Raw genomic sequence first — 13,770 nt, forward strand, 5'->3', positions numbered from 1 at the left:
ACCATTCCCGATCCCCGCGCATGCACCGTGCATCCTTGCGCAGGGGTTCACCTTGCTGCGGGGGCCGGATATGGTGGCGCTAACTGACAGGTGCTTTGCATGGCCGAACCCGCCCCGATCCTGACGCTGACGCTGAACCCCGCCCTCGACATGGCGACCGAAGTGCCAGAGATCATCCCCGACCAGAAGCTGCGCTGCTCGGACCCGCTCCTCGACCCGGGCGGCGGCGGGCTGAACGTCAGCCGGGCGATCCGTTCGCTGGGTGGCGAAAGCCTGGCGCTGGTGGCGCTGGGGGGGCTGACCGGCGACCGGCTGGCCGGGCTGATCCGCCAGGCCGGGGTGACGTTCCTGTCGATCCTGGGGCCGGGCGAGACCCGTCTGTCGCTGTCGGTGCGCGAGGAATCCACCGGCAAGCAGTATCGCTTCATGCTGCCGGGCCCGGTCTGGGGCGGCGCGGAGCGGGCGCGGGTCTTCACGCTGTTGCGCGCCACGGCACGGCCCGGCGGCTATTCGGTGATCTCGGGCAGCCAGCCGCCCGGCACCCCGATCGACTTTTCCTCGCAACTGGCGGAATCGATGCCGGACAGCAAGGTGGTGCTGGACACCTCGGGCAAGCCGCTGGTCGAGGCGGTGCGCAACCCGATCCCGGGCCTGGAAGTGCTGCGGATGGACGGCGAAGAGGCCGAAAGCCTGACCGGCCATCCGCTGAAGGACCGCAAGGACACCGCCGACTTCGCGCAGGGTCTGGCGCGCAGGGGCGTGGCCCGCAAGGTGGTGGTGGCGCGCGGGGCGGACGGCAACGTGCTGGCCACCGCCGACCAGCGGCTGTTTTCGCCGGCGCCGAAGGTGCGCGTGCGGTCCACCGTCGGCGCCGGCGACAGCTTCGTCGCCGCCCTTGTGCTGGCGATGTCGCGCGGCCAGCCCGACGATGAGGCGCTTGCCCTTGGCTCGGCCGCGGCGGCGGCGGCGGTCACCACCGACGCCACCCAGCTGTGCCGCCCCGAAGACGTGATGCGCCTGATGCACGAAGCGGTCGCCATCGAGGTCTGACCCGCGCCGGCGGCAGCCCCCGGCGCGCGCGACCGGGCCGGACGGCCCGGGAAGATCAGTCCGCCGACCGGTCCCGCCAGCGCATGGCGATCGGATAGCGGCGGTCCAGCCAGAACGCCTTTTGCGTCAGCCGAACGCCGGGGGCAGACTGGAAGCGCTTGTATTCGGCGATGTAAAGCAGGTGTTCCACCTTCTTCACCGTCGCCAGGTCAAACCCGCGCTCGACCAGATCGGCCACCGACTCCTCACGCTCGACCAGGCCTTCCAGGATGGCATCCAGCACCTCATAGGGCGGCAACGAATCCTGATCGGTCTGGTTCGCCCGCAACTCGGCCGAGGGCGGCTTGTCGATGATCCGCAGCGGAATCACCTCGCCCGCCGGGCCTTTCATCCAGGGCCGGTGATGCTCATTCCGCCAGCGGGCGGTCAGGAACATGCGGGTCTTGTACATGTCCTTGACCGGGTTGTAGCCGCCGTTCATGTCGCCGTAGATGGTGCAGTAACCGACCGCCATCTCGCTTTTGTTGCCGGTGGTCAGCAGCATCTCGCCGAACTTGTTCGACAAGGCCATCAGCAGCAGCCCGCGCAGGCGGGACTGGATGTTTTCCTCGGTGACGCCGGTCTCGGTGCCGGCAAACAGCGGCGCCAACGCCTCCGCCACCGCCCCTTGCGGCCCCGAAATCGGCACCGTGTCATGCCGGCACCCCAGCCGCCGGGCGCAGTCCGCGGCGTCCTCCAGCGAATGCGCAGAGGTGAATTCCGAGGGCAGCATCACGCAGCGCAGGTTTTCCGGCCCCAAGGCGTCGGCGGCGATGGCGGCGACGATGGCGCTGTCGATGCCGCCCGACAGGCCCAGCAGCGCCTTGGAAAACCCGGTCTTGCGCATGTAGTCGCCCAGGCCCATCACGCAGGCGCGGTAATCGGCCTCGCCGATCGGCGGCAGTTCGGCGATCTCGCCCGGGTCGGCCTGCCAGCCCTGCGCCGTGCGGCGAAAGGTGACCAGCGCCGCGGCCTCGTCGAACTGCGGCATCTGCACCGCCAGCCGCCCGCCGGGGTTCAAGACCATGCTGGACCCGTCGAAGACCTGGTCATCCTGCCCGCCGACCATGTTCAGATAGCACAGCGGCAGCCCGGTCTCGACCACCCGCGCGACCATCAGGTTCAGCCGCAGGTTCGGCTTGCCGCGGTGATAGGGGCTGCCATTCGGCACCAGCAGGATTTCCGCCCCGGTTTCCTGCAGGGTCTCGGCCACGTCGGCGTGCCAGGCATCCTCGCAGATCGGCGTGCCGATGCGGACACCGTTGACCACATAAGGCCCGGCGACCTCGGCCGACGAGAAGATGCGCTTTTCGTCAAAGACCGCGTCGTTCGGCAGGTGGTGCTTGAGGATGGTCGCCGTGGCGCGGCCGCCCTGCAGCACCCACCAGGCGTTGAACAGCCGCCCGCCGATGCGCGCCGGACCGCCGATGCCCAACGCCGGGCCGTCGGCGCAATCGCGCGCCAGGGCCTCGACGGCGGCGATGGCCTCGTCCTGGAAGGCAGGCTTCAGGATCAGGTCCTGGGTCTGGTAGCCGGTGACGAACATCTCGGTCAGCGCCACCATGTCGGCGCCGGCCTGCTTGCCTGCCTGCCACTGCGCCCGGGCCTTCGCCGCGTTGCCCGCAATGTCGCCGACCGTGGGGTTGGCCTGCACCAGCATCAGCCGGAAGATGTCGGTCATCGCGGGTCTCCTTGCACGCCTTTGCCGTTCTAGCAGAACCGCCGGGCCAGGCGAAACCCCGGCCAAAGTGCCCGACTTGCCAGCCTGATCGCCCGCCCCTACCCTGTCCGCCGGATTCGACCACTGGGAGCCCCCGCAATGCGCCTTGTTCCGGCCACCCTTGTCGCCGCCGCGCTGGCCCTGTCCGGCCCGGCCCTGGCCCAGTCGGAAGACGAGGTCATCACCAAGCAATACGACGACGGCTCGGTCTACGAGGGCACGTTCAAGAACGGACGCCAGCACGGTCGCGGCACCTACCGGCTGCCGAACGGCTTCGAATACTCGGGCGACTGGGCCGATGGCGAGATCGCCGGTCAGGGCCTGGCGCGTTACCCCAACGGCTCGGTCTATGAAGGCGGCTTTGCCAAGGGGCAACCGGACGGCAAGGGCAAGATCACCTTCGCCGATGGCGGCACCTACGATGGCGACTGGGTGGCGGGCAAGATGACCGGCTCGGGCAAGGCGACCTATCCGAACGGCGCGGTCTATACCGGGGCCTTCGTGAACGGCCAGCACAACGGCAAGGGCGTCCTCGAGAACCCCGGCGGCTATCGCTACGACGGCGACTGGGTGGCGGGCGTGAAAGAAGGGCAGGGCAAGATCGCCTATCCCGACGGCACCACCTACGACGGCGGCCTGGTGAAGGGCGAGAGATCGGGCAAGGGCACGCTGGTCATGCCGAACGGGCTGACCTATGTCGGCGACTGGGCCGGCGGGCAGATCAACGGCTCCGGCAAGCTGACCCAACCCAACGGCGACATCTACGAGGGCGCCTTCGTGAACGGCCAGCGCGACGGCAAGGGCAAGACCACCCATGCCGCGGGCGATGTCTATGAAGGCGACTACCAGGCCGACCGCCGCCACGGCCAGGGCGTCTTTGCCGCCAAGGACGGGTTCAAGTACGAAGGCGCCTGGGTCGAAGGCCGGATGGAGGGGACAGGCAGCGTGACCTATCCCGACGGCTCGGTCTATGTCGGTGCGATGAAGGCCGACCAGGCGCACGGCCAGGGCGCGATCACCTACCCCGACGGATCGACCTACGAAGGCGCCTGGGAAGCCGGGATCATCCAGGGCAAGGGCAAGGCCAGCTATGCCAATGGCCAGGTCTATGAGGGGAATTTCGTTGCCGCCAAACCGGATGGCGCGGGAACCATGACCTATCCGGACGGCTACCGCTACGAGGGCGACTGGAAAGCGGGCAGCCGCGAGGGCGTGGGCACGGCGACCTATGCCGACGGCACCGTCTACAAGGGCGGCTTCCAGGCCGGCTTGCGCGATGGCAAGGGTGAGCTGACCATGACCGACGGCTTCCGCTACACCGGCGACTGGAAGGCGGGCGAGATCGACGGCCAAGGCACCGCGACCTATCCTTCGGGCGACGTCTATGAAGGCGCCTTCCTCAAGGGCAAACGGCACGGCCAGGGCAAGATGACCTATGCCACCGGCCAGCTGGCCGAGGGCATCTGGCAGGACGGCATCCTGACCGCCCCGCCAGAACCTGCGCCAGAACCTGCGCCAGAGCCGGCAGCCGAGGCCCCGGCCGAGGGCGCTGCCCCGGCCGAGCCGCCGCCCGCGAACCCCTGATCCCGCCGCGGCGGTGATCCGGCAGAGCGGCGCCAGAGGCGCCGCATGCCCTTTGCCTCGTCGTCGCGCGCGAAAGCCGCGCGCTCCTCCTCGCCGGCGGGGGCGCTGCCCCCGTCTTCGCGTGCCGCGAAGACTCCCCCGGGGTATTTGGGCCAAGATGAAGACCTTGCCGCTTCATCTTGGTTCAAATACCCCCCGCGCGGAGCGCATCTTGCACGCCGCCGGCAAGAGGCAGGACACTCGGCCTTCTCGCCCGGGGGACCTCAGAAAAAGCTTTGCGGGTCGATGTCCAGCGCGATGCGGACCTGCGGCGGGATCTTCACCTGTGCCACCCAGTCCGCCAGCGCCGGTTGCAGGACAACGCCTTTCGGCGCCTTGACCAGAAGCCGCACCCGGTGGCGGCCGCGGACGCGGGCGATCGGGGCCGGGGCAGGACCGAAGACCTCGGCGCCGGCGCGAGTCAGCGGCTCGGCGCGGCGGGCCAGTTCGCCGCCCAGGTCAAAGACCTGCACCAGATCGGGCCCCGACAGGATGATGCCGGCCATCCGGCCATAGGGCGGCACCCCGGCGGCGCGGCGCTCGGCGGCCTCGGCGCGCCAGAAGGATTCCTCGTCGCCGCCCAGAATCGCCCGGATCACCGGATGTTCCGGCTGGTGGGTCTGCAGCCAGGCCTCGCCCGGCTTTTCCGCCCGGCCCGCCCGGCCCGCCACCTGCCGCATCAGCTGGAAGGTGCGTTCCGCCGCGCGCAGGTCCGACCCCTGCAGTCCCAGATCGGCGTCGATCACGCCGACCAGCGTCAACAGCGGGAAGTTGTGCCCCTTGGCGACGATCTGGGTGCCGATGATGATATCGGCAGCCCCCGCCGCGATGTCCTCGATCTGCGCCTTCAGGGCGCGCGCGCTGCCGAACAGGTCGGACGACAGCACCGCCACCCGCGCCTCGGGGAACCGCTCGGCCACCTCCTCGGCCAGCCGTTCGACCCCCGGACCCACCGCCGCCATCCGCCCTTCGACCCCGCAGGACGGGCAGGCCACCGGCACCGGCTTGGTGGCGCCGCACTGGTGACAGACCAGCCGCTTGAGGAAGCGGTGTTCCACCATCCGCGCGTCGCAATGGTCGCAGCCGACCTGCGCGCCGCAGGCCCGGCAGACCGTGACCGGCGCAAAGCCGCGGCGGTTCAGGAACAGCAGGACCTGTTCGCCGCGGGCGAGCCGCGCCTGCACCCCCTGCGCCAGCGTCGGCGAGATCCAGCGGTTCGCGGGCAGGCTTTCGGCCCGCATGTCGATCGCCTTCATCGCCGGCAGGTCCGCCACCCCGAAGCGCGACCCCAGGTCCAGCCGGGTGTATTTCCCGGCCTCGGCATTGGCCCAGCTTTCCAGCGATGGCGTGGCCGAGGACAGCACCACCGGGCAGCCGCAGATCGAGGCGCGCAGCACCGCCATGTCGCGGGCGTTGTACAGAACCCCCTCCTCCTGCTTGTAGGAGGTGTCGTGTTCCTCATCGACCACGATCAGGCCGAGGTCGCGGAACGGCAGGAACAGCGCGGACCGCGCGCCGACCACCAGCTCGACCCCGCCTTCGGCGCACATCTTCCACAGCCGGCGGCGCTCGGTCTGGGTCACGCCGGAATGCCATTCGCCGGGACGCGCGCCGAACCGGTCCTGAACCCGGTTCAGGAAATCGGCCGTCAGGGCGATTTCGGGCAGCAGCACCAGCGCCTGCCGGCCCTGCCGCAGGCATTCGGCCACGGCTTCGAGATAGACCTCGGTCTTGCCGCTGCCGGTGACGCCTTTCAGCAGGAAGCACTGGTAGTCCCCGGCGGCCGCGGCATGCACCAGCGCGTCGCCCGCCGCCACCTGGTCGCCCTCCAGCCGCTTCAGGCCCAAGGGGTTCAGCCGCGGATAGGGCACGTCCTTGGGCGCCTCTTCCTCGGCCACGACGCCCAGCTTGACCAGGCCCTTGACCACCCCCGCCCCGCAGGCCGCCGCCTCGGCCACCTCGCCCAGCGTCGCTGCCGCTCCGGCAAAGTCGCGCAAGGCATCGACCACCCGCGACCGCGCCTCCGTCAACGTGTTCGGCACCGGCCCGGCCAGCCGATAGACCTTGCGCATCGACGGCGGGGCGAACAGGCCCGGCGCCCGCGTCGCCAGCCGCAGCATCGCCGGCCAGGGCGTCAGGGTGTAGTCCGCCGCGCGGGTCAGGAACGCCCGCAGTTCCGCCCGCATCGGTCGCGCGTCCAGCACCCGCGCGATGGGGCGCACCTTGGCCGGGTCCCAGCGGCCTTCGCCCTTGCCCCAGACCACGCCCAGCACCCGGCGCGGCCCCAGGGGCACCTCGACGAAATCGCCGGTGCCGCAGCCGCCTTCGGGCGCCTTGTAGTCCAGCAGGCGGCCCAGGGGTTCCGTCGTCAGGACCCCGACCACCTCTCCCTCATCGAACACCCGCTCGGCCACGTTAGCGCTCACATTCTTTGCCCCCGCATCTTTCGCCCGGGGCCGTCTTGCGGTAATACCCCCGGCAACCCTGCAACTCCACTGCCTGACGCGCCGGAAGGACACCGCCCATGAGATTCTTCGTCGATACCGCCGATGTGGATGCCATCCGAGAGCTCAACGACCTGGGCATGGTCGACGGGGTGACCACCAACCCTTCGCTCATCCTGAAGGCGGGGCGTGACATCCTGGAAGTCACCAAGGAAATCTGCTCCTTCGTTTCGGGGCCGGTGTCGGCCGAAGTCGTGGCGCTCAAGGCCGACGAGATGATCGCCGAGGGCCGCAAGCTGGCCGAAATCGCGCCGAACATCGCCGTCAAGGTGCCGCTGACCTGGGATGGTCTCAAGGCCTGCAAGGTGCTGACCGGCGAAGGCAAGATGGTCAATGTCACGCTCTGCTTCAGCGTCAACCAGGCGCTCCTGGCCGCCAAGGCCGGCGCGACCTTCATCAGCCCCTTCATCGGCCGGCTGGATGACATCAACCTCGACGGGCTGGAACTGATCGCCGACATCCGGCAGGTCTATGACAACTACGGCTTCGACACCCAGATCCTGGCCGCCTCGGTTCGCACCCTGAACCACGCCTCGCAATGCGCGCTGATCGGCGCCGATGTGATGACCGCGCCGCCCTCGGTCATCAAGGCCATGGCCGGCCATGTGCTGACCGACAAGGGGCTTGAGCAGTTCATGAAGGACTGGGCCAAGACCGGTCAAAGGATCCTTTGACCGCAACGCCCCCTCCACGCCCCCTCCACGCCGCCGTGCCGTCGGCGCAACAGCCGGCCGGCGCGTTCCGCGCCCCGGACGTAGCTCTGGCACGCTTGGACAAATCCCCTATACTGCCCTGCAAATCACCAGAAACTGTCGGGCAGACTTTCAATGATCGAACCTGACCTGCGCGACCGCCTGATCGCTGAGCCGGAAGCCCTCCTGGAAGACCAGGACGTGATGAATGCGCTGGTCGCGGCCAACGAACGCGCCATGGGCGCCAATATCGTCGATCTGCGCGGCATCGCCATGCAGCGGCTGGAGACCCGGCTTGAGCGGCTGGAGGATACCCACCGCAGCGTGATCGCCGCCGCCTATGAGAACCTGGCCGGCACCAACCAGGTGCATCGCGCGCTGCTGCAACTGCTTGACCCGCTCAGCTTCGAGGATTTTCTCAAGGCGCTGACCACCGATGTTGCGGCCACCCTGCGCGTCGACTGCGTGCGGCTGGTGCTGGAAAGCCGGCAGGAAGCCACCGATCCCGCGCTGCGCAAGCTGGGCGAGGTTCTCTATGTCGCCGAGCCGGGCTTCGTGGCCGACTACGTCGCCGGCGGCCGCAACGTGCCGCTGCGCCCGGTCACCCTGCGCCAGGTGATGCCCGAGGGCGATGCGCTTTACGGCGACCGCGCCGGCTTCATCCGCTCCGAGGCGTTGCTGCGGCTGGATTTCGGCAAGGGCCGGCTGCCCGGCATGCTGGTCTTCGGCGCCGAGGACCCGCACCATTTCAAGCCCACCCAGGGCACCGACCTTCTGGCCTTCTTCGCCGGCGTCTTCGAACGGACGATGCGCCGCTGGCTGTCGTGACCGACACACTGGCCCTCGCGCCGCAACTGCGGGCCGCGCTGGCCGACTGGCTGGCACAGCTTTCCGCGCTCAAGGGTGCCTCGCGCCACACCCTCACCGCCTATGCCCATGACCTGCGCGGCTACCTCGCCTTCCTTGCCGCCCACCGCGGCGGCGCCGAGGGTCTGCCCGCCGTGCTGGCCACCACACAGTCCGACCTGCGCGCCTGGATGGCCCACGAACGCGCCCGCGGGCTAGAGGCGCGGTCACTGGCCCGTGCGCTGTCGGCGGTGAAATCCTTCACTGCCTGGGCCGCCGACCGAACCGGCGCCGAGGCCACCCCCGTCCTGTCGGCCCGCGGCCCCAAGTTCCGCCGCAAGCTGCCCCGCCCGCTGACCGAAGACGGCGCGGCCGAGATCATCGAAACCGTCGGCCTGCAGGCGCGCCAGGACTGGCAGCAGGCCCGCGACATCGCCGTGGTGACCCTGCTTTACGGCTGCGGGTTGCGCATCTCCGAGGCCCTTGGCCTGACCGCCGCCGCCCTGCCCTTGCCCGATGTGCTGCGCATCACCGGCAAGGGCGAAAAGACCCGCCTCGTCCCGGTCCTGCCCGCCGCGCGCGCGGCCGTCGCCGCCTACGCCAGGGCCTGCCCCCACGACCTTGCGCCGGACGCCCCGCTGTTCCGCGGCGCCCGCGGCGGTCCGCTGAACCCGCGCCTCATCCAGTTGGCCATGGAGAAGGCGCGGGCCCAACTGGGCCTTCCCGCCACCGCCACGCCGCACGCCCTGCGCCACAGCTTCGCCACCCACCTGTTGTCGGCCGGTGGCGACCTGCGGGCGATCCAGGAGCTGCTGGGCCACGCCTCGCTCTCCACGACCCAGGCCTACACCGCCGTCGACGCCGCCCGCCTGATGGAGGTCTACGACGCCGCCCATCCCCGTGCCACCATGGGCAAATCCTGACGTTTCTCCCCGTTGCACCGCGCTCGAGTTTCGGCCAAGACTGACGCCATGTCCGACCGTCTCAAGGCCCTCTCCGTTCACCTGCTCACCGCCACCGGCGCCGTGCTGTCAATGTTCGCCATGCTGGCGGCGGTCGAGGAGAAGTGGAGCCTGATGTTCCTCTGGCTGGTGGTCGCGCTGATCGTCGACGGCATCGACGGCCCGCTTGCCCGCAAGTACGAGACGCACAAGAATTGGCCCACCTATGACGGGGTCCTGATGGACCTGATCGTCGACTACCTGACCTATGTCTTCATCCCGGCCTATGCGCTGTTCAAGTCCGGCCTCCTGACCGGCTGGATCGGCTGGCTGACGATCATCGTCATCGTCTACGGCTCGGTGGTCTATTTCGCCGATACCCGGATGAAGACCACGGACAAGAGCTTTGCCGGCTTTCCGGCCTGCTGGAACATGGTGGTGCTGGTGCTGTTCGCCACCCAGCCGCCGCAATCGGTGATCCTGTTCGTCGTGGTCGGCCTGACGGTGACGATGTTCACCAACCTCAAGTTCATCCACCCGGTGCGGACGAAGCGCTGGATCCAGGTCTCGCTGCCGGTCTGCATGCTGTGGATCCTGTTTGCCGCCTGGGCCGCCATGGTGGATTTCCAGGAAGGCAGCTTCGCCAAATGGGGCCTGATCCTGACCTCGCTGTATCTGGTTCTGGCCGGCATCGCGCAGCAGATCATTCCAGAAGGCGTGCGGCGAATGCGCTGACGGCCGCCCCGAAGCCGATTTCCGAAGTCGGAAATCGTGCACGGAATTCGACTTCGAATTCCGCCTGTCCTACAGCCGCGTCAGCATCACCCCGGCGACGATGACCGCTGCCGCAACGGCCTTCTCGCCGGTCATCTTCTCGCCGAAGGCCAGCCAGCCGATCAGCACGGCAAACAGGATCGAGGTCTCGCGCAGCGCCGCCACCACCGCGATCGGCGCGAAGGTCATTGCCCAGATCGACACCGCATAGGCCCCGTAGCTGGCCGCCGATGCCAGCGCCCCCATCCGCCAGGCCGGCCAGACCCGCGGGATCACGTCCCAGCCGCGCAGCGCCACCATGCCAACCGTGAAGAACGTTCCGTCCGCCACGAAGACCCAGGCCACATAGGCCGCCGGAGACCCCGAGACCCGCGCGCCCATGCCGTCGATCATCGTATAGGTCGCCGTCGCCACCGCGCTGCCCAGGGCAAACGGCAAGAGCCGCCGGTTCTCGCCGCTGGCGAACACTCCGCGCGCCATCAGCAGGATGCCCAGCGCCAGCACCGCGATGCCGGCGTATTCCATCGCCGTGACCGCATCGGACAGCACGAACAGCCCGACCAGCGTCACGATCATCGGCGCGGCGCCGCGGGCAATCGGGTAGACCCGGCTCAGATCGCCGCGGTCATAGGCGTAGCTCAGAAAGAACTTGTAGCAGAAATGCGTACAGCCCGCGGCAATGACCCAGGGCACCGCGGCCGGGTCGATCGGCGGAGAAACGGCCACCACGCACAATCCGATCGGCACTTCGACGATCGACAGGATCACCATCCCGCCCACCTTCGACGTGCCCAGCTTGATCAGCGCATTCCACAGCGCATGCAGAAAGGCCGCACCCAGCACCGCAAGGAAGACGAAAAGCGACAAGAGGGCGCGTCCGTTACAAATCCGTTGCAGAAAGCGCTACAGGCCAGGCCCGGTCCGCGCAAGCGTGTCAGCGCGCCGTAACCTCGGCGCGGTCCGCCGGCCCGGGCATCCCCCACCGCACGCCCTGGCGAAAGCCCGTCCACACCAGCGCCAACGCCAGCCACGGCGCCAGTTCCGCCCAGAACAGGGGCCAGCGCCGCAGCACCTCGGGGCTTGCTTGCAGGCGCAGGAAGACCGCCGCGAAATCCCCGTCCGTCATCGCCTTGCCCTGCCAGGCCAGCAGGCCCCAGACCGCCGCCACGGCGGCAAGCACCGCCACAACCATCGCAGCCATGGCAAAGCTGGCCGTCTCGGTTCCGGTCGGCGGACGCCCCGCCCGCCGGGCAAAGCCCCGCCCTGCCAGCAGCGCCGCCGCCAGCAGCACCACGATGGCCAGCCCCCCGGGCAAGGGCAGCGCCGGCACCGCCCAGGCCAGCGCGACCGCGGCCGCCCCGCCCGCCACCAGCGCCAGGCCAAAAACCGCCAGGCTGCCGCCCATTCCTCGCCGTTCCGCTCTGTCGCGCATCGCCGCTTCTCCGACCCCGTCCCGACAAAGCTAGCTCGCAGACCGCCTGCGGAAAGCCCCTAGATCAGCAGCCCCGCCGCGCCTTCGTGGCGCAACAGCCAGACCTTCGCCTCGACCCCGCCCGGCGCCGAGAAACCGCCCAGACCGGCCGCGCCCAGCACCCGATGGCAGGGAATCAGGATCGGCACCGGGTTCGCCCCGCAGGCCTGCCCCACCGCCTGCGCCGGGGCGCCGACCTCGCGCGCGATCTGGCCATAGGTCCGCGTCTCGCCGAAGGGAATCGCCGCCATCGCCCGCCGCACCGCCTGGTGCAGGCCCGCCCCCCAGTCCAGCGGCAGGTCGAACTCCTGCCGGGTGCCGGCGAAATACCCGGCCAGCTGGCGCAGCCCCTCGGCCTGCAGTGCCGAGGGCGGGCCATCGCCCGGCCGCCAGTCCAGCGCCACGATCCGGCCGCCGGCCGTGCGCAGCGACACCGGGCCCAGCGGCGTCTCCAGCGTTGCGGTCACGGGAAATGCAGGGTCAGCTGCGGCACCGACTGCCCGTCAAAGCTGGCGTCCACCTCATAGCCGACCAACACCAGCCCGCCATTCTTCAGCACCCAGGTTCCCGCGCTGTAGGCATCGCCCAGCCCGCGCCACAGGCCATAGGCCGACACCTGCCCGGTCGCCGGGTCGAAGCTGGCATTCATCACCGTGGTGTCGGCCGCCCAGCCCAACACCTTGACCTCGGTCACCGCACTGGCCTCGTCGTCGGGGTCGGCATAGACCGCCTCGACCTCGGGCCGCGCCAGAGGCAGCGGGCGGATGCCCTCGAACTTGGTCCTCAGCAAGAAGACATGGATCAGGTTGTAGGCCCCGGCATCGCAGTGGAACTGCCACAGCACCACCGGCTCGGGGTCGCCCCAGGTGACCGGCATCTGCACATCGAAGCGTTGCGGCGGTTCGGTCGGCCGGCCGGCCTCGTCAAAGGCGCCAAGGCAGGCGTCGGGGAAGGCCGCGCGAAAGGCCGTCAGCGCGGCATCGTCATCGGCATCGGCCAGCGCCGGGGCGGCAGCGCCAAGCAGGGCAAGCAGCGGCAGCACGGCAACGGGAGTTTGCGGCATGGGGGCAGGCCTCGCGGCAAAGCGGTCGGGGCGTCCATGGTGCCACAGCGCCGCGCCGGGGCCAATCCCGGCCCGGGTCCCGCTCAGGCCCCTGCGGCGTTGCGGCCGCCGTCGCCGCCGGGGTGGCTGCTGGACAACGGCGCAAAGGCGTCGCGCAGCATCGCGGCCATGCTTTCGATGGCGGGCGAGGTGCCGCGCGGGTTGCGGCACAGCACCAGGCGGGCGCTGTCCACGATGGGAAAGCCGTCCTCGGCCGTCAGCTCCCGGCAGCCCGCCGGGATGGTGCTGCGCGACAGGGGGGCAATCGCCACGCCGTTGCGCACCGCCACCCGGAACCCGCCCGCCATGTCGCCGGTCCAGGCCGGCCGCCAGTCGATGGCCTGCCGGTTCAGCGACTCTTCGGCATAGTCCCGGCTCCAGGCACTGCGGAAGTAGACCGCGACCGGCACCGGGCTGCGCAGGTGCTGGGCATGGGTGACCGAGGTTGCCCAGACCGTCGGGTCTATGCAGAGGACTTCGCCCTCGCGCACATAGGCCCAGTCGTGGATGACGGCCAGGTCGATCAGGTCTTCCTCCAGCGCGCGCAACTGCCCCTCGGCATGGTCGCAGCGGACCGAGACCTGCACCCCCTCGTGCCGCTCATCGAACGCCGCCAGCGCGCGCGGCAGCACGGTGCCCGAGTATTCATCCGGTATCCCCACCCGCACCGGCCCGACCAGCGTCTTTTCCCGCAAGGCCACCGCCGCCTCGTCCAGAAGCGCCACCACCCGGCGGGCATAGGGCACCAGTTGTTCGCCCCGCGGCGTCAGGCTGACCCCGCGCGGCTGGCGGTCGAACAGCGGCTGGCTCAGGCTGTCCTCCAGCCGCTTGATCTGCAGGCTGACCGCCGATTGCGTGCGCAACAGCCGCACGGCGGCCGCCGTGACCGATCCGGTGTCGGCCACCGCCAGGAAACTGCGCATCAGGTCGCTGTCCAGCGGGGCGGCCATGTCCGAGCCATGAGAGATTTCGATGTGACCCATGAAACCTATTCGTTTGTGAAATGTC

General features: G+C 69.6%; 13 protein-coding genes. 6 read left to right on the forward strand and 7 right to left on the reverse strand.

Annotated features, from left to right (window positions below):
• The first annotated feature begins 99 nt into the window (after positions 1-99).
• Positions 100-1,050, forward strand: a complete 951-nt coding sequence (locus LHP98_RS12525) for a 1-phosphofructokinase family hexose kinase (RefSeq protein WP_227252863.1) — start codon at positions 100-102, stop codon at positions 1,048-1,050.
• A gap of 55 nt (positions 1,051-1,105) precedes the next feature.
• On the opposite strand, the gene LHP98_RS12530 is transcribed toward LHP98_RS12525, so the two are convergent.
• Positions 1,106-2,770 (reverse strand): NAD+ synthase, encoded by a 1,665-nt coding sequence (locus LHP98_RS12530; protein WP_227252864.1) that lies wholly within the window; start codon positions 2,768-2,770, stop codon positions 1,106-1,108.
• A 138-nt stretch (positions 2,771-2,908) separates the two neighbouring features.
• Here LHP98_RS12530 and LHP98_RS12535 point away from each other — a divergent pair, with 138 nt between their 5' ends.
• Entirely contained in the window at positions 2,909-4,393 is a 1,485-nt protein-coding gene (locus tag LHP98_RS12535) for a 2-isopropylmalate synthase (protein ID WP_227252865.1), read from the forward strand.
• Between the two features lie 263 nt (positions 4,394-4,656).
• On the opposite strand, the gene LHP98_RS12540 is transcribed toward LHP98_RS12535, so the two are convergent.
• Positions 4,657-6,858, reverse strand: a complete 2,202-nt coding sequence (locus LHP98_RS12540; protein ID WP_227252866.1) for a primosomal protein N' — start codon at positions 6,856-6,858, stop codon at positions 4,657-4,659.
• 98 nt (positions 6,859-6,956) lie between these two features.
• Between LHP98_RS12540 and fsa the strand changes: the two genes are divergently transcribed.
• The 4 genes from fsa to LHP98_RS12560 all read left to right on the forward strand — a co-directional run bounded on the left by fsa (position 6,957) and on the right by LHP98_RS12560 (position 10,150).
• Entirely contained in the window at positions 6,957-7,610 is a 654-nt protein-coding gene (fsa, locus tag LHP98_RS12545; RefSeq protein WP_227252867.1) for a fructose-6-phosphate aldolase, read from the forward strand.
• Between the two features lie 153 nt (positions 7,611-7,763).
• Positions 7,764-8,456, forward strand: a complete 693-nt coding sequence (locus LHP98_RS12550) for a DUF484 family protein (protein WP_227252868.1) — start codon at positions 7,764-7,766, stop codon at positions 8,454-8,456.
• A complete protein-coding gene (locus LHP98_RS12555) occupies positions 8,453-9,397 on the forward strand; it encodes a tyrosine recombinase XerC (protein WP_227252869.1) in 945 nt (314 codons plus the stop codon). The genes LHP98_RS12550 and LHP98_RS12555 overlap by 4 nt, the downstream gene beginning before the upstream one ends.
• Positions 9,398-9,445: 48 nt before the next feature.
• On the forward strand, positions 9,446-10,150 hold the full coding sequence (locus LHP98_RS12560) for a CDP-alcohol phosphatidyltransferase family protein (protein WP_227252870.1): 705 nt from the start codon (positions 9,446-9,448) through the stop codon (positions 10,148-10,150).
• A 69-nt stretch (positions 10,151-10,219) separates the two neighbouring features.
• On the opposite strand, the gene LHP98_RS12565 is transcribed toward LHP98_RS12560, so the two are convergent.
• The 5 genes from LHP98_RS12565 to LHP98_RS12585 all read right to left on the reverse strand — a co-directional run bounded on the left by LHP98_RS12565 (position 10,220) and on the right by LHP98_RS12585 (position 13,745).
• Positions 10,220-11,056, reverse strand: coding sequence for a DMT family transporter (locus tag LHP98_RS12565; RefSeq protein WP_227252871.1), 837 nt, complete (start codon positions 11,054-11,056; stop codon positions 10,220-10,222).
• A 67-nt stretch (positions 11,057-11,123) separates the two neighbouring features.
• The gene (locus LHP98_RS12570; RefSeq protein WP_227252872.1) at positions 11,124-11,621 is read right to left on the reverse strand and encodes an ABZJ_00895 family protein; all 498 of its coding nucleotides are present in this window, start codon (positions 11,619-11,621) and stop codon (positions 11,124-11,126) included.
• Between the two features lie 59 nt (positions 11,622-11,680).
• Positions 11,681-12,127 carry a methylated-DNA--[protein]-cysteine S-methyltransferase gene (locus LHP98_RS12575; protein WP_227252873.1) on the reverse strand — a complete coding sequence of 149 codons (447 nt, stop codon included), beginning with the start codon at positions 12,125-12,127 and terminating at the stop codon, positions 11,681-11,683.
• Positions 12,124-12,723 carry a DUF1176 domain-containing protein gene (locus LHP98_RS12580; protein ID WP_227252874.1) on the reverse strand — a complete coding sequence of 200 codons (600 nt, stop codon included), beginning with the start codon at positions 12,721-12,723 and terminating at the stop codon, positions 12,124-12,126. The genes LHP98_RS12575 and LHP98_RS12580 overlap by 4 nt, the downstream gene beginning before the upstream one ends.
• A gap of 83 nt (positions 12,724-12,806) precedes the next feature.
• Positions 12,807-13,745, reverse strand: a complete 939-nt coding sequence (locus LHP98_RS12585) for a LysR family transcriptional regulator (RefSeq protein WP_264473757.1) — start codon at positions 13,743-13,745, stop codon at positions 12,807-12,809.
• Positions 13,746-13,770: the final 25 nt, after the last annotated feature.

It is taken from the genome of Rhodobacter sp. Har01, from assembly GCF_020564565.1.
GTDB lineage: Bacteria > Pseudomonadota > Alphaproteobacteria > Rhodobacterales > Rhodobacteraceae > Pseudogemmobacter.